The 23,805-nt window shown below is 37.8% G+C and carries 18 protein-coding genes; 17 read left to right on the forward strand and 1 reads right to left on the reverse strand.

The window, feature by feature from the left end; all coding sequences use genetic code 11:
* The first annotated feature begins 1 nt into the window (after position 1).
* On the forward strand, positions 2–2,545 hold the full coding sequence (locus tag OM074_RS08060) for a glycoside hydrolase family 95 protein (protein ID WP_301198950.1): 2,544 nt from the start codon (positions 2–4) through the stop codon (positions 2,543–2,545).
* A 258-nt stretch (positions 2,546–2,803) separates the two neighbouring features.
* On the opposite strand, the gene OM074_RS08065 is transcribed toward OM074_RS08060, so the two are convergent.
* Complete coding sequence (locus OM074_RS08065) at positions 2,804–3,550, reverse strand: DUF6261 family protein (protein WP_301198951.1); 747 nt, start codon at positions 3,548–3,550, stop codon at positions 2,804–2,806.
* 1,023 nt (positions 3,551–4,573) lie between these two features.
* Between OM074_RS08065 and OM074_RS08070 the strand changes: the two genes are divergently transcribed.
* From OM074_RS08070 to sov, 16 genes are all read left to right on the forward strand, one after another.
* Positions 4,574–4,918 carry a type II toxin-antitoxin system RelE/ParE family toxin gene (locus OM074_RS08070; RefSeq protein ID WP_301198952.1) on the forward strand — a complete coding sequence of 115 codons (345 nt, stop codon included), beginning with the start codon at positions 4,574–4,576 and terminating at the stop codon, positions 4,916–4,918.
* Positions 4,915–5,196 carry a helix-turn-helix domain-containing protein gene (locus tag OM074_RS08075; protein WP_301198953.1) on the forward strand — a complete coding sequence of 94 codons (282 nt, stop codon included), beginning with the start codon at positions 4,915–4,917 and terminating at the stop codon, positions 5,194–5,196. The genes OM074_RS08070 and OM074_RS08075 overlap by 4 nt, the downstream gene beginning before the upstream one ends.
* Positions 5,197–5,380: 184 nt before the next feature.
* Entirely contained in the window at positions 5,381–5,881 is a 501-nt protein-coding gene (locus OM074_RS08080; protein ID WP_301198954.1) for a hypothetical protein, read from the forward strand.
* The gene (locus tag OM074_RS08085) at positions 5,874–6,467 is read left to right on the forward strand and encodes a DJ-1/PfpI family protein (protein WP_301198955.1); all 594 of its coding nucleotides are present in this window, start codon (positions 5,874–5,876) and stop codon (positions 6,465–6,467) included. The genes OM074_RS08080 and OM074_RS08085 overlap by 8 nt, the downstream gene beginning before the upstream one ends.
* 253 nt (positions 6,468–6,720) lie before the next feature.
* The gene (locus OM074_RS08090) at positions 6,721–7,905 is read left to right on the forward strand and encodes a cation:proton antiporter (protein WP_301198956.1); all 1,185 of its coding nucleotides are present in this window, start codon (positions 6,721–6,723) and stop codon (positions 7,903–7,905) included.
* Between the two features lie 313 nt (positions 7,906–8,218).
* Positions 8,219–8,638: a SoxR reducing system RseC family protein gene (locus OM074_RS08095; RefSeq protein WP_301198957.1), complete on the forward strand. Its 420-nt coding sequence runs from the start codon at positions 8,219–8,221 to the stop codon at positions 8,636–8,638.
* A gap of 28 nt (positions 8,639–8,666) precedes the next feature.
* A complete protein-coding gene (locus tag OM074_RS08100) occupies positions 8,667–9,596 on the forward strand; it encodes a Fe-S cluster domain-containing protein (RefSeq protein ID WP_301198958.1) in 930 nt (309 codons plus the stop codon).
* A gap of 3 nt (positions 9,597–9,599) precedes the next feature.
* Positions 9,600–10,931, forward strand: a complete 1,332-nt coding sequence (gene rsxC / locus OM074_RS08105; protein WP_301198959.1) for an electron transport complex subunit RsxC — start codon at positions 9,600–9,602, stop codon at positions 10,929–10,931.
* A gap of 32 nt (positions 10,932–10,963) precedes the next feature.
* On the forward strand, positions 10,964–11,965 hold the full coding sequence (locus OM074_RS08110; RefSeq protein WP_301198960.1) for an RnfABCDGE type electron transport complex subunit D: 1,002 nt from the start codon (positions 10,964–10,966) through the stop codon (positions 11,963–11,965).
* 9 nt (positions 11,966–11,974) lie between these two features.
* The gene (locus OM074_RS08115) at positions 11,975–12,601 is read left to right on the forward strand and encodes an RnfABCDGE type electron transport complex subunit G (RefSeq protein WP_301198961.1); all 627 of its coding nucleotides are present in this window, start codon (positions 11,975–11,977) and stop codon (positions 12,599–12,601) included.
* The gene (locus tag OM074_RS08120) at positions 12,598–13,182 is read left to right on the forward strand and encodes an RnfABCDGE type electron transport complex subunit E (protein WP_301198962.1); all 585 of its coding nucleotides are present in this window, start codon (positions 12,598–12,600) and stop codon (positions 13,180–13,182) included. The genes OM074_RS08115 and OM074_RS08120 overlap by 4 nt, the downstream gene beginning before the upstream one ends.
* 3 nt (positions 13,183–13,185) lie before the next feature.
* Entirely contained in the window at positions 13,186–13,758 is a 573-nt protein-coding gene (locus OM074_RS08125; protein WP_301198963.1) for an electron transport complex protein RnfA, read from the forward strand.
* A gap of 481 nt (positions 13,759–14,239) precedes the next feature.
* Positions 14,240–15,295 carry a thiamine-phosphate kinase gene (gene thiL / locus OM074_RS08130; protein WP_301198964.1) on the forward strand — a complete coding sequence of 352 codons (1,056 nt, stop codon included), beginning with the start codon at positions 14,240–14,242 and terminating at the stop codon, positions 15,293–15,295.
* Between the two features lie 53 nt (positions 15,296–15,348).
* A complete protein-coding gene (locus OM074_RS08135) occupies positions 15,349–15,714 on the forward strand; it encodes a four helix bundle protein (protein WP_301198965.1) in 366 nt (121 codons plus the stop codon).
* Between the two features lie 25 nt (positions 15,715–15,739).
* A complete protein-coding gene (gene ruvA / locus OM074_RS08140) occupies positions 15,740–16,321 on the forward strand; it encodes a Holliday junction branch migration protein RuvA (protein WP_301198966.1) in 582 nt (193 codons plus the stop codon).
* Between the two features lie 55 nt (positions 16,322–16,376).
* Entirely contained in the window at positions 16,377–23,789 is a 7,413-nt protein-coding gene (gene sov / locus OM074_RS08145; protein ID WP_301198967.1) for a T9SS outer membrane translocon Sov/SprA, read from the forward strand.
* The last annotated feature ends 16 nt before the right edge of the window (positions 23,790–23,805 follow it).

The following is a 23,805-nucleotide window of genomic DNA, read 5'->3' on the forward strand; positions in this document are numbered from 1 at the left end:
CATGATGAAAAAAATTATTCTCAGCTTAATAGCTTTAATAACGTGTTATAACCTCTTTTCACAAAAAGAATTAACACTATGGTACGATACCCCGTCTAAAGCATGGACAGACGCTTTGCCATTGGGAAATGGAAGGTTGGGAGCTATGGTATATGGAATTCCGTCAAAAGATACCATTCAAATTAACGAAGACACTTTTTGGTCAGGCAGCCCCTACCAAAATGTTAATCCCAACGCAAAAAAAAGTCTGAAAACAATTCAGAAACATATTGAAAACGGCAACTATATTGAAGCTCAAAAAATAGCCCTTAAAGATATTATTGCTGACAGAAAAACAACTTCTCACGGTCAGGTTTATCAATCAATTGGCAACCTTGTTTTAGATTTTCCCGGCCATGAAAACTTTACAGATTTTCACAGGGAACTAGACCTAAAAACAGCCATAGCAAAAACAACCTATAAAGTCAATGGTGTTTTGTATAAACGTGAAGTTTTTACATCCTTTCCTGATCAGCTGATAATTATCCGTATAACGTCAGACAAAAAGGGGGCAATCAGCTTTAACACCTCTTTTGCAGGCCCTTTAAAAAAACACATGGTATCAGTGGATACTTCAGCTCCTGATAATCAAAACGAATTGCTTGAAGTAAATGGCAAATGCGCAAGAGAAAAAGAAGAGAACATCTTAAACCTGTTAAACTTTAATGCTCAAATTAAAGTAAAATCGCAAGGTGGTTCACAGGCAATAAACTCCAATAGCATATTAGTTAAAAATGCAGATGAAGCAACCATTTATATATCTGTTGCGACAAACTTTAAAAACTATCAGGATATTTCAGGTAATGCCAGAAATAAAGCCAGGAAATATTTGACAGACTATGCTAAAGATTACGAACAGGCAAAATCCGACCATATATCCACATATCAAAAACAATTTAACAGGGTTAAATTTGATTTAGGCCAATCAGCACAAACCATAAAACCAACAGATGTAAGAATACAGGAGTTTTCAACCAGCTATGATCCCGATTTAGTATCTACATACTTTCAGTTTGGCCGATACCTGTTAATAAGCTCATCGCAACCGGGAACACAACCGGCAAACCTGCAAGGAATCTGGAATCCCAATTCGGGCCAATATCCGGCATGGGATAGTAAATACACAACGAATATCAATGTTGAGATGAACTATTGGCCTGCAGAAATAACCAATTTAAGTGAATGCCATGAACCTTTTATCCAAATGGTTAAAGATGTAAGTATTACAGGCAAACAATCGGCATCAGAGATGTATGATTGCAGGGGATGGACACTTCATCACAATACAGATTTATGGAGAATGACCGGAGCTGTTGATAAAACTGCAGGTGTGTGGCCTACCTGTAATGCTTGGTTCTGTGCCCATTTATGGGAAAAATATCTCTTTTCAGGAGACCAAGCCTATTTAGAAGATATATATCCTATTTTAAAAAGTGCCAGCGAATTTTATCAGGATTACCTGATTAAGGATAAAAACACAGGCTATCTGGTTGCATCCCCATCCATTTCCCCTGAACACACACCGGGCTTGCATTTTTATGAAGAGATAAGAGCTGATGGCAGCAGCCATAGAGAAAGGTGCAGTGTTTTTGCTGGTATTACCATGGACAATCAAATGATTTTTGATTTATTATCCAATACAATTGATGCCGCCCATTTATTAAATATTGATACTGAATTTACAGCTCAGCTAGATAAAATCAGGTCTCAACTTCCTCCTATGCAAATTGGAAAACATACCCAATTACAAGAATGGATTGAAGATTGGGATCGGAAAAATGATAAACACCGTCATATATCACATTTATGGGGTGTATATCCCGGAAGACAGGTTTCCGCATTTAAAACTCCTGAACTTTTTGAAGCATCAAAAAATACTTTAATCGGGAAAGGCGATGCCAGCAGGGGCTGGTCTATGGGATGGAAAGTTGTACTCTGGGCCCGTTTTCTGGATGGAGATCACGCATATAAACTAATACAGAACCAATTAAATTTAAAACCTGCAAATGCTACCATAAAAGATCCTGATGGAGGAACTTACTGCAATATGTTTGATGCCCACCCTCCTTTCCAAATCGATGGAAACTTTGGATGTACAGCAGGTATTGCTGAAATGCTTATCCAAAGCCACGATGGTGCACTTAGCCTGTTGCCTGCCCTACCTGAGGTATGGGAAAAGGGAATGGTTTCGGGATTAAGAGCCCGCGGAGGATTTGAAATTGAAAATATGGAATGGAAAAACAATAAAATACATACCGTAACAATTAAATCAAAACTCGGTGGAAACCTTAGATTAAGAACCTACAATAAAATTGAAGGTAAAGGCATCAGCCTGGCCAAAGGTGATAACAAAAATGACTTCTATAGATTTCAACCCATAGAAACACCTGTTATTTCATCGCAAGCAGAACTAAAAGGAACAAGCATCAAGCCAGTTTACGAATATGACATACAAACCAGCAAAGGAAAATCATACACCTTTAAGCTAGCTGAAGATCTTTTGTAAAGGCATTGTGTATAACGTGCTGAAAGCACAACTTATCCTGGCCCCATGCAACGCATGGGGCTAGGTAAAGAGGTAATCAACGTCCTGTAGGGACAACTCATTCATTTTTGAATTGTGTTTTCAGCACGAGTTAAATGAGTTTTAAAATGCATATTGCAGGTTTAACAAAACAAAACCCTGCCCGGCATAAAAACCAAACAGGGTTACTTGCTTCATGGGAACTTTATAAAGTTGTAAATCAACTTCCACTTCCTACTATTAACTTTCCTCTCCCACATCGTTTTCGATATCATTTTTCAATTGGTTCCTTTTACGCGTATCAACCGATCTGGCCGTTATCATGGTTTCTGATACCAATTGATTCAGATTTTGATTTAATTGTGTAAGTTCATCGCTTGGTGTCGACTGACTTAGTAAATCAACCAGAGTAAAAAGAGAACGTAAATTTTTATCCAATTCTTTTCTGGTATCCACCAGCTTCGGTTTTTCATGAAGTTCATAAATCAAACTCTCCTGCATAACGGTTTCAAATATTTCCTGTTGACTCTCCATTTCCTCAAACCATACAGTGGCACTACATGTTTCCAACTCCGGCATACAATCTTTACGTATTTCATAAATTACACTAATTTCGGCACTACTCTGCTTTTTATAGCCAAGTTTTGATATGTATTTTGCATGTTTATTAATAACCAGCATAAGTTTTTCTCCGGAAGCACGTACTGTTTCGTTAATGCTCATACAACAAGCTTTTATAAAATGCCTAAAAGCGTGAAAACTTTGATTACGGTTAGAATTCGCCTTGGCCTTTTTCTTAGTAAAAGGATCTATAAATTCCCTTTCAAAAGCATTCTGCATCACTTCATGCTGCTTTTTAACTTTATTATAAAAAGGAAGTAAAGTAGGCGTAATGTTCTCTTCGTTTCCGAATAAAGATAAGGCATGTTTACAAAATGAAAACATAGTACCATTATCAATAATTGAATAATTCATATTAGTCATCATAATTCAAACATTTAATGGTTAGTAATTTTTTTGATCCGTATTAAAAATGAGAGTCGCAATTGCATTAAAATAATGGCAACTATACGTGATGATCCACGCATACAAAAAAGTAATTAAATGCAATAGTTGTATTGATCCCGACTTCAACAATCTATGATTTTTACAGCAAAGAACTGTTGAGCCATATGTTATTACAATAAGTGTAAAGAATTATAGTATACTGTATTTCTGTTATAGGTTAAGTGTAATAACTTACTTAGTCCTGTTCAAGTTTTGTGCCAAAACCTTTTTAAATATTTATTTTTTTATGCTTTTATGTACAAACATGCAAATATTCTATAAAATACATGATTTTGGCCGTTTAATATGAATCTCGTCAATGGAAATGCATCATTCTGACCGTTAAAATCATCCAGATTAAAAAGAAATACCGCTATTTAACAGATACAAAGGATCTCGTTGAGGGAAATGTATCATTTTGACCATTATAAATGGCTTCGTCATGTGAAATTAGGGTAAAAAAAACATCAAAATGGTTTATATCATTTGATATATACCCTATAAATGGAAAAAAATGATGTTCCCCAGGGCTATTTTTGCATAAAAACGGTTATTTGGGGCGATTTCCAATAGCGAGACTCGATTTTTTCTATCAAAAACATACATTTTCACAAAAAACATACGTTTTTTGTGGTTTAAATAGCACATTGTTAACTGAACTATAAGGAATTAACCATTTGACACATCGATTTTAAATGGTTGTATATGATTCTGATGATTTAAAAGGTCGATTGTTAATAGAACTGTATGTTTTTAAGGTTTACAAGACCGATTCTCATGCAAAATATAACATTTTGATGGATAAAAAGGGGATCCGCCTCCTTCCTATTGGGCAAATAATGGGAGTATATATATTGAGTCGCTTTAGGGATTGGTTGTGCTTCATGCGGGAAAAGCGACCTGCAAATAAATACCATCATCTGAATCATTGGATGTATGTAACGAATTCGTTACTTTTGTACCATGAGAGAAATTGACATTACAGAAAAATGCTTGGATTTCATCGATTCACAAGAACAAAGATTGTCTGATAAATTCTTTCAACTGATTGAAATTATTGGAGAAGTAAAGATTGTTCATACTACTTTTGTTAAAAAGTTGACAAATACGAGGTTTTATGAATTGAGGATTAAAGCTGGAAACGAATATCGCGTATTGATTTTTGCAATTGACCATCTGAATTTTTCTGAATGTACAAATGCAGTTTGCTTGAATGGATTTATTAAAAAGTCGAATAAGGACTATGTTAAAGCGGTTAAGGAAGCTGAGAAAATTTTAGAGGAATATTTAAAAAACAAGGAATTATGAAGACAATGAAAGCAAAGGACTTATTAGCAAAACGCTATGGAAAAGAAGGTTCGGAAAATAGAGAGAAATTCCGAGAAGAAGCATATTCCTACTATTTCGGAGAAATTATAAGGAATCGAAGAAAAGAACTTCACATGAGCCAAGAAAAACTGGCAGAGGTAGTTGGGAAAAAGCGTCCTTATATTTCTCGGATTGAAAATGGAGAAGATGTGAGAATTTCTAATCTATTATTAGTTGCAAATGCTTTAGATTTATCAATTCAATTGACACCAAAATAATAAAGCACGAAAGCAAAATCGTAGACTGCCGATAGGCTAGTAGCCTATCGGAGAGCCTCTCACACCTCTGGTCGTAAGGGTAGCTACGCTATTCTTCTGCATAAATTGATATACCTTATCAATTTAATTGAACATATACGATTATTCCAGGCAAGCCTAAGGGACACCTCGTAACAAACAAACAATGATATTGATAAAACGAGAAAATTATAGGATTGACAATTATTACATTGATGTGATTAAGGATAAAATGGCAGCAGAGACATGTAAAACTAATTTGAGCCCTCAATTAATGTTTAAACAAAGTTTTACAGGCATTACTTTAAAAACATTTGTTGGCAATTGGACTAAAAATGGATTTTGGATTTCAAAGTTTAGAATGCAGCTAATGCAATTAAGACCAGATATAATTGCGAAATTTAAATTCGGTGATAAATCAGAAAATAATATGCTTTCAATACGATATTCGATTGGCTTTTCTAGTCTTTTTATCGGATTAATGTGGATTACTATGTTTGCTTTGCCTTTTTCAGCATTTGGATTAACTGGATACTTGATTGGCTTAGCTGTAATGATTGGAGGTTATGCTGTATTGTCGATAATTGAACTAGAAAATTTGCAAGAGACAATTATGGAGAAAATAATGAGTAATGTTGCTCACAAATCTATTGAAACAAATGAGTAAAAAGGTATTATTATTTCTTTCCAATGGGTTCGAAGAATATGAAGCTGGAGTATTCACTAATGTAATTGGTTGGAGTAGAGAGTTAGGAAAAGAGCCTGTAGATATGATATCCACATCACTTAGACCTGAGATTAAATGCAAATGGAATTTAATAGTTCGCCCCGAGATTGAATTTGACAAAATAAACCTCGATGATTATGATGCATTAGCAATTCCAGGTGGATTTAAAAATTCAGGATATTATGATGATGTCTTTGATGAGAGATTTCAAAATGTGATACGTAAGTTTGATAAAGACAAAAAAATAATTGCAGCAGTTTGTGCAGCTGCAGTACCTGTTGCAAAATCTGGTGTTTTAAAAGGTAGAATGGGAACTACATACGATTTAACGGATATTTATGGAAGAGATTATCTCGCTGATTTCGGTGTGAATGTTCAAGATAAACATATAGTAATTGATGAAAATATTATTACATCAACAGGCCCTGCAACAGGATTAGATGTTGCATTTAAATTGTTGGAAATGTTAACTTCAATACAAAACGTAGATGATGTAAAAAAATATATGAGATTTTCACATAAATAACAAAAGGCCAGACGCCGATCAAGCAGACCGCCGATAGGCAAATAGCCTATCATAAAGCCCCTCACCACCTTTTCCCGGGCTAAGCTTCAGGACAGGCTCTTCATTTACATTCATCTTTATTAAATTTGATGAATAATGCAGCTTAATTGAACAAACACCCCTATATTTAATTTCACTTTAAAGATAATTTCCAGAAATATCTGGTTTAGTAGTTATCTGCAAGACTTAAATCGTTCACCTAATAAGTATATACATGATATTTACCTCCATACATATCGATCCCCTGTTTTCAAAATTTGTTATCCTGTCATGCATTATTATCGTAGTAGGTTTCTTGCTTCGCCTTTTTAAACAACCCTCAATGATCACCTATATTATAGTAGGTGTGTTGGTAGGCCCATGGGGATTAAGCTTTATAACCGATGAAGCCCTCATATCGAACCTGGGCTCATTGGGACTGGTGCTCCTGCTTTTTTTTATCGGAATGGAAATCCACCTCCCAAAACTTATCGACAATTGGAAAGTATCAGTTGTTGGAACTTTTATGCAAGTAATTATAAGTCTGCTGGTAATATGGCTTATGAGCTTTTATTTTGGATGGAGCACAAACCAGATTATTATGATTGGGTTTGTTATCAGTTTAAGTAGTACGGCTGTTATTGTTAAAGTGCTACAGGAAAGAGAAGAACTCAACACCAAAGCAGGCCAATATGCACTGGGTATTTTAATAGCCCAGGATATTTTAATTGTACCCATGCTTATTATCCTTGGCTATCTGGGGGGGCATAGGCCGGAAAAATCAGAACTGATCAAACAAATAATAGGCGGTATTTTAATCGTTGGCATGATCATCTACATCCTGAAAAAGAAAGAAATCAGGCTCCCCTTTCAGGTGGCCATATTCAAAGACCACGAGATGCAGGTTTTTATAGCATTTAGTTTATGCTTTGGCTTTTCTGCCCTATCGGCATACTTCCACCTTTCAGCTGCACTGGGTGCGTTTATTGCCGGCATCCTGATATCCTCCACAAAATCTACCAAATGGGTTCACGACAGCCTCTCTGCTTTTAAGGTATTGTTTGTAGCCCTCTTTTTTGTTTCTGTAGGGATGATTATTGACTTAAACTTCCTGAAAGAAAACCTGCTTACCGTTGTTTCTCTGATATTGGTAGTATTTATATTAAATAGCATTATAAACACTATTATTATAAAAGTGTTTTGTAAAGATTGGAAAACCAGCCTTTATGTTAGTGCTTTATTATCCCAAATTGGGGAATTCAGCTTTATCATTGGGGCAACAGGGTACCAATCGGGCATTATACAGGATTATGCCTACCAACTTATCATCAGCACTATTGCCCTTACCTTGTTATTGAGTCCTTTATGGATTAGTTTGACAAGGAAAATAACGGATTATAACAATTCCAGTGCTAATTAATAATTGACATCATAAAACGTGAACGTACACGAATTGGGTTTCCGTAAAATTCCGCCCAAATAATTAAAGAAATTTTTCTTTATAAACACCAATCTATCAACACTTAACATGATTTTTTTCAGTTTTGACATTTATTCAAAAAAAAATTTTTGTCCTTTTTTACAAATTGCAATCTCTACTTTACACTAAACATCAAGGTTTTGCAATGTCGAAGTAGCAATTTTATTTATTTATACCAATTACAAATAGCAAAACTCACTTTTACATACTACCTTATTAATTACATTTGTTCTGATTTTTTCCCTTAAATATCATGTCGGAAGTTAGATTAGTAGAGCATACAGGTTACATAGAAGAGGTTTGTCCAAATCAAATTAAAGTTCGGATTATCAGCGAATCAGCATGTGCATCGTGCCACGCAAAAGGTGCTTGTACTGCAGCTGACATGAAAGAAAAGATAATTGATGCATACAGTAAGGACCCCTCAAAATATCAGGCCGGTCAAAAGGTTATCATACAAGGTGAAAAATCCCTTGGCCTTAAAGCTTCCTTGCTAGCTTACATTTTCCCTTTTATACTAGTTTTTATCGCACTGTTCATTACCTATGAACTTACCCAAAATGAAGGAATTGCAGGAATTTCTTCACTGGCTGTTCTTGTGCCATATTTTATAGTAATAAAAATGGTATCGCCAAGGCTGAAAAAGTCGTTTTCGTTTAAAATAAAAGAATAAAATTAGCTTAGAATAAAATCAAATAATAATGAATGTAGTAGTAATAACAGTTTTAACACTTGCCATTTTGGGTACCATTGCGGCCCTGGTGCTATATTTTGTGGCACAAAAGTTTAAAGTGTTCGAAGACCCAAGAATTGACCAGGTTGAGGAAGTACTTCCTGCAGCCAACTGTGGTGGTTGTGGTTTTCCAGGTTGTAGGGCTTTTGCCGAAGCTATGGTTAAAAGCGACGACATTTCAGAGCTTAACTGTCCCGTAGGTGGCGCAGATACCATGAATGCCGCAGCCGGTATTTTAGGCAAAGAAATTGCGGCCAGCGACCCGATGATTGCAGTTGTTAAATGTAATGGAACCTGCGACAACCGTCCTAAAACCAACTTTTACGATGGTGCAACTTCATGTGCCGTTGCAGCCTCTCTTTATGCTGGGGATACTGGTTGTAGCTATGGCTGTTTAGGATGTGGCGATTGCGTTGAGGCTTGTACTTTTGATGCCATTGAAATGGATGAAAAAACCGGCCTGCCTGTTATCAAGGACAACTGCGTGGCTTGTGGTGCCTGTGTGGATGCCTGCCCTAAAAACATCATCGAACTCAGAAAACGTGGTCCTAAAGATCGCAGGGTTTTTGTTTCGTGTGTAAACAAGGACAAAGGTGGTGTGGCTAAAAAGGCATGTTCAGCAGCCTGTATCGGATGTAAAAAATGTATGAAAGAATGTCCGTTTGATGCCATTACCGTTGAAAACAACATTGCATACATCGACTTCAACAAATGTAAATTGTGCCGCAAGTGCGTTGCCGTTTGTCCTACAAATGCCATCCACGAAGTTAACTTTCCACCTAAGAAAGTAAAACCTGCTGCAGAAAAGCCTTCGGCACCCAAAGCAGAAACAGCTAAAGCTGAAGCAAAAACTAGTGAAAACATAACATCTTCGGATGATAAAAATAAGGAGGAATAAATCGTGCTAAAGACATTTTCTCTTGGAGGTATCCATCCTCCTGAAAACAAATTTTCGGCTGGTAAACAAATTGAAGTGATGCCGGTCCCTGCACAGGTGGCTATTCCTATCGCTCAACATATTGGGGCACCTGCCACACCTGTAGTACAAAAAGGAGATACCGTAAAAGTTGGAACTTTGATCGCAAAATCTTCAGGTTTTGTATCAACCAACATCCATTCTTCGGTTTCGGGAACTGTATTTAAGATTGACGACATTGTTGATGCAAGTGGCTACAAAAAAGCCGCCATCATTATCAATGTAGAAGGTGACGAATGGGAAGAATCTATCGACAGATCCGCTGATTTAGTGAAAGAAATAACAGCCTCTCCGGAAGAGATCATCAAAAAAGTTGGTGAAGCAGGAATTGTAGGACTCGGCGGGGCTACATTCCCATCGCATGTAAAACTATCCGTTCCTCCGGGAAAAACCTGTGATGTATTGATTTTAAATGCGGTTGAATGTGAACCTTACCTTACTGCCGACCACCAGATCATGCTGGAAAAAGGTGAAGAGATAATGGTAGGTACCCAAATATTGATGAAGTCTTTAAAAGTTGACAAGGCAATCATTGGTATTGAAAACAATAAACCAGATGCCATCAAGCACCTGACAGAACTGGCATCATCGTATCCCGGCATTACTGTTGAACCTTTAAAAGTTCAGTATCCTCAGGGAGGTGAAAAGCAATTGATAGATGCCTGTATCAAACGTCAGATCCCATCAGGAAAACTTCCTATCGAGGTTGGAGCTGTGGTTCAAAATGTGGGTACTACAGTTGCGGTTTACGAAGCGGTTCAAAAAAACAAACCTCTTTTTGAGCGGGTAGTTACGGTTACCGGTAAATCGGTTTCCAAACCGTCTAACTTTTTAGCAAGGATCGGAACTCCTATCAACAACCTGATTGAGGCTGCCGGAGGTTTACCAGAAGATACAGGTAAGATTATTGGCGGGGGACCAATGATGGGGAAAGCCCTTACCTCAACCGAAATTCCTGTTACCAAAGGTAGCTCAGGGATTTTAATCATGAAAAATGAGGAAGCCAAACGTAAGAAAATGCAAAACTGTATCAAATGCAGTAAATGTATTTCGGCTTGTGCCATGGGACTGGAGCCTTATTTATTGATGACTCTTTCGGACAAACAGGTTTGGGACAGAGCTGAAGAGGAAAAGATTATGGATTGTATTGAGTGTGGTTCATGTAGTTACACCTGTCCTTCACAGCGCCCTCTTTTAGACTATATCCGTTTAGGAAAGGGAAAAGTAGGACAGATCATGCGTAGTCGCACCAAATAATTTCAAATAAGAATTTAGACAAATATTAAGATATGAGCACATTAACTATTTCACCTTCACCGCACGTACACAGTGGCGACAGCGTGAAAAAAAATATGTATGGAGTGGTGATTGCCATGATTCCGGCATTGCTTTTCTCTGTATACAACTTTGGAATTGGGACTCTGTCTGTTGTTATCACTTCTGTTCTGGCCTGTGTGTTTTTTGAATACGTAATTCAAAAGTACCTGCTAAAGGGAGAAGTTACCATAACAGATGGTTCGGCAATAATTACTGGTATTTTATTAGGATTTAACTTGCCTTCGGTAATTCCTTTATGGATTATCGTTATTGGGGCGTTGGTTTCCATCGGAATTGGTAAAATGTCATTTGGCGGTTTGGGAAACAATCCTTTTAACCCGGCATTGGTAGGAAGGGTATTCTTATTGATCTCCTTCCCTGTTCAGATGACCTCATGGGTTAAACCGGGCGTATTGCCTATGTCGTTTGCCGACATCACCTCTGGTGCTACGCCATTGGGATTAATGAAAGAAGCTATTAAAACAGGACAAACACCAGCGCAGATATTAGAAACACTACCTAGCTATTCGGATATGCTTTGGGGATTTACTTCCGGTAGTGCCGGTGAGATGGCGGGAGCTGCCATTTTATTGGGGCTGGTATTTATGTTGGTTCGTAAAATTATTACCTGGCATATTCCTGTAGCGGTATTAGGAAGTGTGTATATTTTCTCTGCGCTACTTCATCTAGCAGATGCTGCCATTTACGCTCCTCCAACATTCCACTTGTTATCAGGAGGTGTTTTATTGGGAGCAGTATTTATGGCTACCGACTATTCCAGTTCTCCTATGAGTAATAAAGGAGGGATTATTTTTGGTATCGGCATTGGGGTTATCACCGTTGCCATCCGTGTATTCGGGGCATATCCAGAAGGAATATCATTCGCTATTTTAATTATGAATGCCTTTGTTCCTTTAATTGATAAGTATGTAAAACCAAAACGTTTTGGTGAAAAACCTGCTGTAGCAAAATAAATGTAAATCATGGCAAAAACAGAATCAACATTAGTAAACATGGTACTTGCATTGCTTATTATTACAGCAGTTGCAGGTGGATCGCTAGGCATGGTTTACAAGGTAACCAAAGAGCCTATTGCAGCGGCCAAGCTGGCCAAACAAAAAAAAGCCATTGAACAGGTAGTTCCGGGCTTTGATAACAATCCTACCGACGAAGCTTACGAACTGACTTCGAAAGAAGGGTTTGCACTTAAAGTATTCCCTTGTAAAAAAGGAGAAGAGCTTTTAGGGGTAGCTATTTCAACAAAAACCGAAAAGGGTTTTAGCGGAGAGATTAAAGTTATGGTTGGTATGAAACCTGACGGAACCATTATCAATTACTCGGTTCTTGAACACAAAGAAACTCCGGGACTGGGATCTAAAATGCAGGCCTGGTTCAGAATGGATAAAGGAAACCAATCTGTTTTGGGCAAAAATCCTAAAACTACAAAAATGGTGGTAAGCAAAGATGGCGGACAAGTTGATGCTATTACGGCTGCAACTATTAGCTCAAGGGCGTTTTTAGATGCCATTATGGTTGCTTACAACACATATATGGATAACACCGATGCCCATAGCTCTGCAACAACAAAATCGAAAGGAGGCCAGTCATGAATCAATGGAAAAACTTTTCAAAGGGCTTCTTTAAAGAGAATGCCGTTTTTACCTTGTTATTAGGTATGTGTCCTACGCTTGGTGTTACCTCATCAGCAATTAACGGACTTGGAATGGGATTAGCAACTACATTTGTACTTATCATGAGTAACATTGTGGTATCATTAGTTAAGGATTTAATTCCTGACAAAGTTCGTATCCCTGCATTTATTGTAATCATTGCATCCTTTGTAACTGTTGTTGAGTTATCAATGCAAGCCTACTTGCCTGCATTGTTTGAGTCGTTAGGGTTATTTATCCCTCTTATTGTAGTAAACTGTGTGGTATTGGGACGTGCAGAAGCTTTTGCTTCAAAAAACGGGTTCCTTTCTTCAATGATAGATGGCGCAGGCATGGGATTGGGATTTGCAATGGCCCTTACCATTTTAGGTGGTGTGCGTGAATTTTTAGGAAGCGGTAAAATATTTGGCATCACAATTTATCCGGAACAATACGGAATGTTGGTTTTTGTATTGGCTCCTGGTGCATTTATCGCTTTAGGATATTTAATTGCTATTATTAACAAATTAAAAAAAGCCTAAGAAATGGAATACGTATTAATATTTATATCGGCCATATTTGTTAATAACATTGTATTGGCACAGTTCCTTGGAATTTGTCCGTTCCTTGGTGTTTCTAAAAAGATTTCTACAGGTATTGGTATGACAGGGGCGGTTACTTTTGTAATGGTAATTGCCACTATAGTTACTTACTTGCTTCAAAAATATGTTTTGGATGTATTTAACGTTGGTTATTTACAAACCATTTCATTTATATTGGTAATTGCATCATTAGTACAGTTGGTTGAAATTATATTAAAAAAGGTAAGCCCTCCTCTTTATCAGGCTCTTGGAGTGTTTTTACCTCTGATTACAACAAACTGTGCCATTTTAGGGGTTGCCATTATGACCATACAAAAAGATCTTAACCTATTACAAGCTGTAGCTTTTTCAACAGCTACTGCCATAGGTTTTGGTTTGGCATTGATCATTTTTGCCGGAATCCGCGAACAACTTGAACTGATTGATTTGCCCAAAGGAATGAAAGGTACGCCAATTGCTTTATTGGTTGCCGGCATCCTTGCCCTTGCATTTATGGGATTTGCCGGTTTGGTTTAAACCAGGAGACTTATTGAATTGAGATAAAAATCATTATGGTTTTGAGAAGCTGCGCTAGAAATAGTGCAGCTTTTTTTATATAGGGGCAGACATGTAAATCAAACTCCTCGGCTATTAGCACTGAATTGTATTCAATGCAATAAGCGAACTGTCACCAATACCTAAATGCCAGATTACAAATCCTTAGCTCGTATTATAAAAAGCAACAACTCTTTACACAAAAAAAATCACTAGATTTACATGGCAGCTATTGCACTGATTTTAAATCAGTGCCAATGGATTTTTTTTAAAGATTGAATATTATTAAACATCATTGTATACAAAGACATAACCTATAGGGATGCAGCAACGGTGCAAAGAATGTTCTCAAAAAGTGTAAAAACCATCCAAAAACGTAACCTTAACAATAATGCCTGTTAATAATATTCTTAAATAATCTCATTTTTATTAGTTTTGCACCTTAACGATGTAATTTTTAAAAATGGCAGAAAACAAGAATCAAGACCTTAAGAACTTAGGCGAATTTGGATTGATTGATCTCCTTACTAAGAATATAGAAATAAAAAACAGCAGTACTAAAATGGGCGTTGGCGACGATGCGGCTGTTCTTGACTATAAGAATAAACAGGTTGTGGTAACAACCGACCTGCTTTTACAGGGCATTCATTTTGATTTGGTTTATACCCCCCTAAAACATTTGGGATATAAGGCCGTAATGGTTAACCTAAGCGATGTATTTGCTATGAACGCCACTCCAAAACAAATCACGGTTTCAATTGGGGTTAGTTCTAAAATGAACACTGTAGCACTGGAAACACTATATGAAGGAATTAAGCTGGCTTGCGACAAACATGGTGTTGACCTGGTGGGTGGCGACACCTCTTCTTCCCTTACAGGATTAACCATCAGTATTACGGCTATTGGTGAGGGTGATGAAAATGACATTGTTTACCGCAAAGGGGCCAAACCCAACGACTTGATTTGTGTATCAGGGGATTTGGGTGGAGCTTATATGGGACTGCAACTTCTTGAAAGGGAAAAACGCGTTCATGAAGGCAACGCCAAAGTGCAACCTGATTTATCAGGCTACGATTACATTTTGGAACGCCAGCTAAAACCTGAAGCAAGGGGCGATGTAATTGCATTTTTAAAAGAAATAGGCGTTAAACCGACTTCAATGATCGACATATCGGATGGCTTATCTTCTGAAATAAAACATATTTGCAAAAACTCAGGAACGGGTTGCAGAATATACGAAAACAAGATCCCTATCGATCATACAACCTCTTTAATGGCAGAAGAAATAAATATGAACCCTACCGTGGCTGCGCTCAATGGTGGCGAGGATTACGAACTTCTTTTTACCATTTCGATGGATGATTACGAAAAGTTTTCGAAAGAAACTGACTTAAAAATATACACCATTGGCCATATTACAGAAGAAAGCAAAGGATGCTACCTGGTAACCAATGCCGACCAGGAAATAGAATTACAGGCACAAGGGTGGAATGCATTAACAGGGAACAATGAGCAATGAACAATGAGCCATCTGCAGTGAGCAATGAGCAATGAACAATCAGAACCTTAATTATGAGTAAAAATATAGCATTTAAAAAGGCTTTTGCGTTTTCTGTATTGATTTACAGAATTTGTAAAAAACTAAAAGAAAACAATAAAGAATTTGATATATCAAGACAATTACTAAGAAGTGGAACTTCTATAGGTGCTAATCTAGCTGAATCAAATGGAGCAATTTCTAAGGCAGACTTCTCTAATAAAGTAAGTATTGCCTATAAAGAAGGATTAGAAACAAAATATTGGCTTGAACTAACAAAAGAAATAGAACTAATAAATGAAGATGATTTTATTATAGCATATAACTCGGTAGATGAAATATGTAAAATTTTATTTAGCATCATTAAATCCACCAGAATAAATAATAATATTAATAATTGATCATTGTTAATTGATAATTGAAAAAATGTTCGAATATATAAAAGGTCATATCATAGAATCGAGTCCGGCTCATTGCATTGTGGAAAACAATGGGATGGGATATTTTATTAATATTTCATTAAACACCTATACCAAGCTTCAAAACCAAAAAGAAATCCAATTGTTTCTTTATGAGCAGATTCGTGAGGATGCCCACAACCTGTATGGGTTTTATGAAAAAACGGAACGGAATATATTTGTTCACCTGATTTCGGTGAGTGGCATTGGAGCCAATACTGCCCGGATGATGCTGTCATCCATGTCGCCGGGAGAAATCCATGATGCCATTACATCAGGTAATGTAAACCTGCTAAAAGGGATTAAAGGTATTGGGGCAAAAACCGCGCAACGGGTTATTGTGGATTTAACAGACAAACTGGGAAAAGAACCTGTTGATCAAAAAATATTTGTTGAACCAAACAATACATTAAAAGAAGAGGCGTTATCTGCTTTAGTAATGTTAGGATTTGTGAAGAATAGTGCCCAAAAAGTTGTTGACAAAATTCTGTCGGCAGAACCGGGAATCAAGGTTGAAGAGGTAATAAAAAAAGCGCTGAAAATGTTGTAGTTTACCCCTATACAAATCCTGTTTTACCCATAATAACCATTAAAACAATTAAAACTTGAGAAAAGTTTTCAAATATAAATTAGCAAGTATATCCATACTAATTTCTTTAGTATTTATAACCAATTACAACCTATCGGCAGGTAATAGTCTCCCGCCGCTTTTGCAGGAACCGGACTCCCTGAGTCAGGAAACCAGGTTCCCGATTATAAACAACAACTCAAACAACCCTTTTCTTAAACCGGAGCAAAAAAGCGCTTTTAAGTTTCCGGAATCAGAAAATTTAAGATATACCACAAAATATAATCCTCAAACAGGAGAAGTCTCTTTTTTCAGGAAAGTGGGCAATATTGATGTGAGGCTTCCATATACCATGACCCTTGAAGAGTACATGGACGAAGATGTGAGAAACTCAATGCTTGCCTACTGGGAAGGAAGGGCCAGGACTGTAGACTCAGATGATAAATTCAGCATTTTCAACCCTTCTATAAAGCTGGGGGGCGAGCTCGATAATTTACTAGGTGGGAACTTAATTAACATTAAACCACAAGGTAGGGCTGAGTTGAGAATTGGTGTCAACCAAACAAAAATCGACAACCCCACCCTTCAGGAAGACTTGAGGAAAACTACCACATTTGATTTTGAAGAAAAGATTCAGATGAACATCCAGGGTAGTATTGGCGACAAATTAAAAATGGGCATCAATTATAATACAGAGGCCACTTTTGAATTTGAAAACGAAATGAAGCTGGAGTATGAGGGAAAAGAGGATGACATTATCCAATCGATTGAGGCCGGTAATGTTTCACTATCACTACCTGGTACCCTTATTACCGGAAGCCAGAGTTTGTTTGGTATAAAAACCGACCTTCAGTTTGGTAAACTGAGCGTAAGTGCCATTGCTTCGCAGCAAAAGGGCGAAACCACGGTTATGGACGTACAGGGAGGGGCACAACAACAGGAATACGAACTCCCTATTAATGAATACGATAAAAACAGACACTTCTTCTTATCAAACTATTTCAGGGATTTGTATGATGATGCACAAAAAAATTATCCTATCCTGTCAAGAATAAGCATCAAAAAAGTAGAAGTCTGGATCACCAACCGTGCCGGTAACTTTGATGATGCCAGGAACATTATCGGTTTTATGGATATTGGTGAGACTCAGGAAAATATTTACAATAATACACTTTGGCAGGATTCTAAACCCGGGGCTCGCTTTGAAGAGCGAAACCCATCAAACAATACCAACAACCTGTATAACCAGATGAACACAACCTATTCTGCCATCAGGGACATCAACCAGGTTACCCAAACACTTCAGGGACTTTCGGGCAGTGGTTTTACAAACGGGCAGGATTACGAAAAAATAGAAAATGCCAGGTTACTATCGGCATCCGAATATACCTTGAACAGCCGATTGGGTTTTATCTCTTTAAACAGTTCTTTAAATAGTGATGAAGTTTTGGCTGTGGCATTTGAGTACGATTACAACGGACAGACATACACTGTGGGGGAATTTACAAACTCAGGTAATGATGCATCCACCTCTTTGTTTCTAAAGTTACTTAAAAGCACCAACCTCACTCCTTCTGTTAAGCCTACATGGGACCTGATGATGAAAAACATCTATTCCATTGGTGCATACCAGGTTAACCGCGAAGATTTTGTGTTTGACATTGCCTATGTTGATGATTCAACAGGTGCATATATCAATTACCTGCCCGAAACAGAACTGTTTGCCGATAGAAAAGACAGCATACCGCTATTATTAAGGTTAATGAATCTGGACAGGTTAAACAATGCCCTGGATCCAATTCCGGATGGTGTATTTGACTATATCGAAAGCCAGACTATCTATCCTCAAAATGGTAGGATCATTTTCCCGGTTCTTGAACCTTTCGGATCTCACCTTGAAGAGGTTATAAATAGTTCCACATCTATTTCGTCGGTGGACAAACAGGAACTTATTGATAAATATGTATACCAGGCTTTATATGATTCTACCCAAACACTGGCAACACAAAGCTCAGAAAAAAACAAGTTCTGGTTACGGGGAACATACAAATCAAGCACCAGCAGTGAAATTGCATTGAATGCTCAAAATATCCCTCAAGGGTCGGTAATTGTTACCGCCGGGGGTATTAAACTAACCGAAAATGTTGACTATACCGTTGACTACTCCTTTGGTACAGTAAAAATTATTAATCAGGGATTGTTGGAAAGCGGTACCCCGATAAAAATTTCATTGGAGAGCCAAAGTTTATTTAACCTTCAAACAAAAACTTTACTTGGTACCCATTTAAACTATCAGTTCAACGATAATTTTAATATTGGTGCCACTATTGAATATTTACGCGAACAGCCACTAACGCAAAAGGTAAACATTGGCGACGAACCAATTGCCAATACCATTTACGGTTTCAACACTTCTTATTATACAGAGACCCAGTGGCTAACCAACGTTCTGAATAAATTGCCAGGATTACAGGTAAAGGAGCCTTCAAGCATAACATTCGAAGGTGAATACGCGCAAATATTACCGGGACACCCCGATGTAATTGAATCTGAAGGACAGTCGTATATTGATGATTTTGAAGGAACAGAAACCTCTATTGACATGCGAAACTGGACTGCCTGGAGTTTAGCCAGTGCGCCACAGGGACAAAACGAATTGATTCCTAATGCAGATGCTATAAATGATGTTATTTCAGGATACGACAGGGCAAAAATTGCCTGGTACACAATCGATCCATTATTTTCGAGAAACAACCAATACACTCCAAACCATATTACAAACGACCTGGATGAACAGTCGAACCACTTTGTAAGGGAGATTTATGAAAAAGAGATATGGCCTGAAAAAGAAGCGGAATATGGCCAGCCTACAAATATATCTGTATTAAACGTAGCATATTACCCTAACGAAAAAGGGCCCTATAACTACAATACGGATATGGATCAGGATGGACAGTTAAACAATCCAGAATCTCGTTGGGCAGGTATCCAACGCCGCGTGGAAACCAACGACTTTGAGGCCGCCAATGTAGAATTCATTGAATTCTGGATGATGGATCCCTATGTTTATGAACAAAATTCGGACAACAGGGGGGAACTGTATTTTAACCTGGGTAATGTTTCTGAAGATATTTTAAATGACTCCAGGAAGTTCTTTGAGCAGGGAATGCCAGGCCCCGATGAACCGTTTGATGTGGATCAGACTGCATGGGGCTATGTACCAACAAAACAAAGTTTAGTAAACGCCTTTAGCAACGAAGCTGCCACAAGAATAATGCAGGATATAGGTTTCGACGGTCTTACCAGCGAACAGGAATCTACATTCCACCAAAGCTATATGGATGCTGTGGAAAATATGTACAATACCGGACAACTAACAGACGAAGCTTATCAAAACATTATTAGTGACCCCTCATCGGATGACTACCATTATTTCAGGGGAAGTGACTTCGACAGTGAGAAAACCGGGATTTTGGACAGGTATAAAAATTTCAACGGTCCTGAAGGAAACTCTGTTCCTTCAGAATATTCACCCGAGAGTTATTCTACGGCAGCTATTTCACTTCCTGATATGGAAGACATCAACAAGGATAACACATTGAGCGAAAACGAAAGCTATTTTCAATATAAAGTAAGCCTTGCTCCTGAAAACATGGTTGTGGGTAAAAATTACATTACAGACAAGCGTGTGGCTACCGTTAACCTAAAAAACAACCAACAAGAAGAAGTAACCTGGTATCAGTTCCGCATTCCTGTTTCGGTACCGGAAGAAACCATCGGTAATATTTCCGACCTTCGTTCCATAAGGTTTATGAGGATGTTCATGCAAGGTTTTAATGATACCACTATATTACGTTTTGCAAGCTTGGATCTGGTTAGAAGTGAATGGAGGAAATACACCAACGACCTTACTGAAAGAGATGAATTTTTAAACGAAAGCCAAAGTGAAAACGCACAGTTCACAACCGGAGCTGTAAATATTGAGGAAAATGCTGACAGGTCACCAATTAACTATGTACTTCCTCCGGGAATTGACAGGGTTATCGATCCGGCAAACCCTCAAATCAGACAATTAAACGAGCAGTCCATAACCATTAAAGTTACCGACCTGCCTAAAAACGACAGGCGGGCCATTTACAAAACTGTAAATATGGATATTCTCCAGTATGGCAGGTTAAAAATGGAGGTTCATGCCGAAGAACTGGTGGGTGAGGAAAACTCTATTGGTGACAATAAAGTCAGGGCTTTTATACGCTTGGGTTCCGATTTAAAAGATAACTATTACGAATATGAAGTCCCACTGGAAATGACCCAGCACGGGGCTACCGATGCAGAAGATGTTTGGCCGGAGAACAACCAATTTGATTTTCCTTTGAGTGTGTTCCAAACGGCTAAACTAAACAGGAACCAGAGCAACACCTCAAGTTCAGATGTATACATGATGCAGGATGGACAAAACTGGGCTAAGATCAAGGGTAATCCGAACCTTGGAAATATCCGGACTATAATGATTGGGGTCAGGAGTACTGTGGCAGAAAAACCTGTTTCGTTTGAAACATGGTTTAACGAGCTTCGACTAACAAACTTTGACGAACGCGGAGGCTGGGCTGCCAATGCTCGTATGAATATTAAATTATCAGACTTAGGAAACATATCACTTGCAGGAAATACTTCATCGGTAGGATTTGGTAGTGTAGACCAAAGTGTATCAGAAAGGAGTCAGGAAGACTTTTATCAGTACGACATGGCTACTAATCTGGAGCTGGGTAAATTCCTGGGTGCCAATTCACGCTTGTCTGTGCCATTTTATTATGCCCAGTCAAAAGAGGTAACAACACCTGAGTATTACCCATTGGATCCGGATATTAAATTAGATGTGGTACTTGACAATGCTAAAACGTCTGCCGAACGCGACAGCATTAAAAAGCTTTCGCAGGATGTTGTAAAACGTAAAAGTGTAAACTTTACCAATGTAAGGTTGAAACCCAAAAATAACAAAGCAAAAATATACGATGTATCAAACCTGTCGGCAACTTATGCCTACAACGAAACCACATCGCGCGATGTAAATACTGAAAAGGCCATCGACAAAGACTTTAAGGCTGTATTGGCATACAATTTTAATAACAAACCAAAAAACTACCAGCCGTTTAAACAAAGCAAAGCATTAAAAGGAAAAGCGTTTAAAATAATAAAGGACTTTAACTTTTATTTGATGCCGACCCAGATTTCGTACAGAACAGAAATGCTTCGGGATTACAAGCAAACTGAGCTACGGAACGTAAATAACCCGGAATACAAAATCCCGGTTACGGTAAGCAAAGACTTTAACTGGAACAGGTACTTTGATTTAAGGTTTAACTTTACCAAATCATTAAAATTTGACTTTAGCTCGGCAACAAACGCCCGCATAGATGAGCCCGATGGAATTGTAGACAGAGACGAGTACAAAGATGAATATGAACTATGGAGAGACTCGGTGCTTACAAATATTTATAATGGTGGGCGAACAACAAATTATCAGCATAATTTTAATGCTAATTACAACCTGCCAATTAATAAGCTGCCTTATTTAAACTGGGTAAACTCTAACATAAGGTATTCTGGACGATACAATTGGCAAACAGCACCTCAATCTACCGATGAAAGTATAAAATGGGGTAACACTATTACCAACGGCAATAACATTCAGGGATCTGTTAACCTGAACATGAATACGCTCTACAACCAGTCTAAGTACTTAAAAGAGCTAAGCAGAAAGTATTCAGGAACTAACAAACAGAAAAAAACAAATCAAAAAAAGACGGTAAGGTATAACGATGATGGGATTGATTTAGTAAAAGGCCAGTCATACATCATCAACCACAAGCTAAAAACCAATAATGTCAGGGTTAGGATGTTTGACCAAAACGGAAGGACCGCCAGGGGAAAAGTTGTGCCTGTTAATGAAACAAAGGCAGAGTTTATTCCGGAAGCCGATTATAAAAATGCCAGGGTAATGGTAACAGGTACTGTTGTTGAAAAAACAACTATCCTGGGAACTATTTTGGATTACTCAGCCATGCTTGCTACCGGGATTAAAAATGCCAGTTTAAGTTATACGGAGTCGAACTCAACCACATTACCTGGATACCTCCCTACTTCCAAGTTTATGGGAACCGATAACTATAACGGATTTAATGCGCCAGGTTATAACTTTATAGCAGGTTTCCAGGACAGGCAATTTGCAAGAAAAGCTGCCCAGAAGGGTTGGATTACGGTAGATACAATCAACCAACCCTATTTGATGACACATATGGAAGACTTAACCTTAAAAGTCACCATACAACCCATTAACGGTCTTCGTATTGATTTGAATACCAACAGAAGGTTTGCCAACAATATGGATGAATACTATTATAAAAGTGGTAGCTCCTTTGAGGCATACAACACCCGAGAAAGCGGAAACTTTTCAATGACTTATAATATCATCCGCACGGCATTTAAAGATGTTAGTAAAAAGGGAACATATGAGTCGGAAACTTACAATACGTTCCTTCAAAACAGGTCGAAAATTGCCCAACGACTGGAAAATAAAAAGCTGGCAGCCCGGCCAGGTTATATTACAGAAGCTACAGCCCTTGATGAAAACAACCCTAATCCAAACGGTTATGGGTTAAATTCTCAGGATGTACTTATACCGGCCTTTTTGGCAGCCTATAGCGGAACCAATACAGATAATATTTTCACAGACCTGTTTCCTTCGGTATTAAAAATGCAGCCGAACTGGAGATTAACGTACAATGGTTTATCAAAAATAAAACTGTTCAAAAAATATATCAGGTCATTTGATGTAAACCATACCTACAAATCATCATACCGGGTTAGTTCATATACCTCAAATATTGATTATGATGAGGATGCAAGTGGCATCAGCTGGATCAGGGATGTGCAAGAGAACTTTATTTCAGAGTACCAGGTGAATTCGGTTACGCTGGAAGAATCGTTCCGACCATTAATTGGGTTTAACATTACATGGAAAAACAGTTTAATCACCAAGTTTGAGATTGACAAATCGAGGGGCTTAAACCTTAGTTTAACCAGTAACCAATTAATTGAAAATTATGATGACAAATTCACCGTAGGTTTAGGTTACAGGTTTGATAAAATGGATATGATACTTGGAAGCGGAAGAGGTGCCAAGAAAATGTCGAGCGATTTAAACCTTAGGTTTGATTTATCGGTAAAAGACAACATTGCATTAATCAGGAGAATTGAAGAAGGGACCAGCCAGCTTACATCAGGAAGCAAAATAACAACAATCAAGTTTACTGCCGACTATGTATTAAGCGACCGGTTTAACATGCAACTCTTTTACGACAGGGCAGTTAACAAGCCATATATTTCAACCTCATATCCTACCACTACCAGTAACTTTGGAGTAAGTTTTAGTTTTTCACTGACCCAGTAGTGTGTTAATACTGGTT

Origin of the sequence: Plebeiibacterium marinum (assembly GCF_026013615.1) — a bacterium.
Classification (GTDB): Bacteria; Bacteroidota; Bacteroidia; order Bacteroidales; family Marinilabiliaceae; genus Saccharicrinis; species Saccharicrinis marinus_A.

Excerpts from the sequence above, each read along its gene's own strand:
- OM074_RS08060 (WP_301198950.1), top strand. The coding sequence starts at position 2 with ATGATGAAAAAAATTATTCTCAGCTTAATAGCTTTAATAACGTGTTAT.
- OM074_RS08065 (WP_301198951.1), bottom strand. The coding sequence starts at position 3,550 with ATGATGACTAATATGAATTATTCAATTATTGATAATGGTACTATGTTT.
- OM074_RS08070 (WP_301198952.1), top strand. The coding sequence starts at position 4,574 with ATGAGAGAAATTGACATTACAGAAAAATGCTTGGATTTCATCGATTCA.
- OM074_RS08075 (WP_301198953.1), top strand. The coding sequence starts at position 4,915 with ATGAAGACAATGAAAGCAAAGGACTTATTAGCAAAACGCTATGGAAAA.
- OM074_RS08080 (WP_301198954.1), top strand. The coding sequence starts at position 5,381 with ATGATATTGATAAAACGAGAAAATTATAGGATTGACAATTATTACATT.
- OM074_RS08085 (WP_301198955.1), top strand. The coding sequence starts at position 5,874 with ATGAGTAAAAAGGTATTATTATTTCTTTCCAATGGGTTCGAAGAATAT.
- OM074_RS08090 (WP_301198956.1), top strand. The coding sequence starts at position 6,721 with ATGATATTTACCTCCATACATATCGATCCCCTGTTTTCAAAATTTGTT.
- OM074_RS08095 (WP_301198957.1), top strand. The coding sequence starts at position 8,219 with ATGTCGGAAGTTAGATTAGTAGAGCATACAGGTTACATAGAAGAGGTT.
- OM074_RS08100 (WP_301198958.1), top strand. The coding sequence starts at position 8,667 with ATGAATGTAGTAGTAATAACAGTTTTAACACTTGCCATTTTGGGTACC.
- OM074_RS08110 (WP_301198960.1), top strand. The coding sequence starts at position 10,964 with ATGAGCACATTAACTATTTCACCTTCACCGCACGTACACAGTGGCGAC.
- OM074_RS08115 (WP_301198961.1), top strand. The coding sequence starts at position 11,975 with ATGGCAAAAACAGAATCAACATTAGTAAACATGGTACTTGCATTGCTT.
- OM074_RS08120 (WP_301198962.1), top strand. The coding sequence starts at position 12,598 with ATGAATCAATGGAAAAACTTTTCAAAGGGCTTCTTTAAAGAGAATGCC.
- OM074_RS08125 (WP_301198963.1), top strand. The coding sequence starts at position 13,186 with ATGGAATACGTATTAATATTTATATCGGCCATATTTGTTAATAACATT.
- thiL (WP_301198964.1), top strand. The coding sequence starts at position 14,240 with ATGGCAGAAAACAAGAATCAAGACCTTAAGAACTTAGGCGAATTTGGA.
- OM074_RS08135 (WP_301198965.1), top strand. The coding sequence starts at position 15,349 with ATGAGTAAAAATATAGCATTTAAAAAGGCTTTTGCGTTTTCTGTATTG.
- ruvA (WP_301198966.1), top strand. The coding sequence starts at position 15,740 with ATGTTCGAATATATAAAAGGTCATATCATAGAATCGAGTCCGGCTCAT.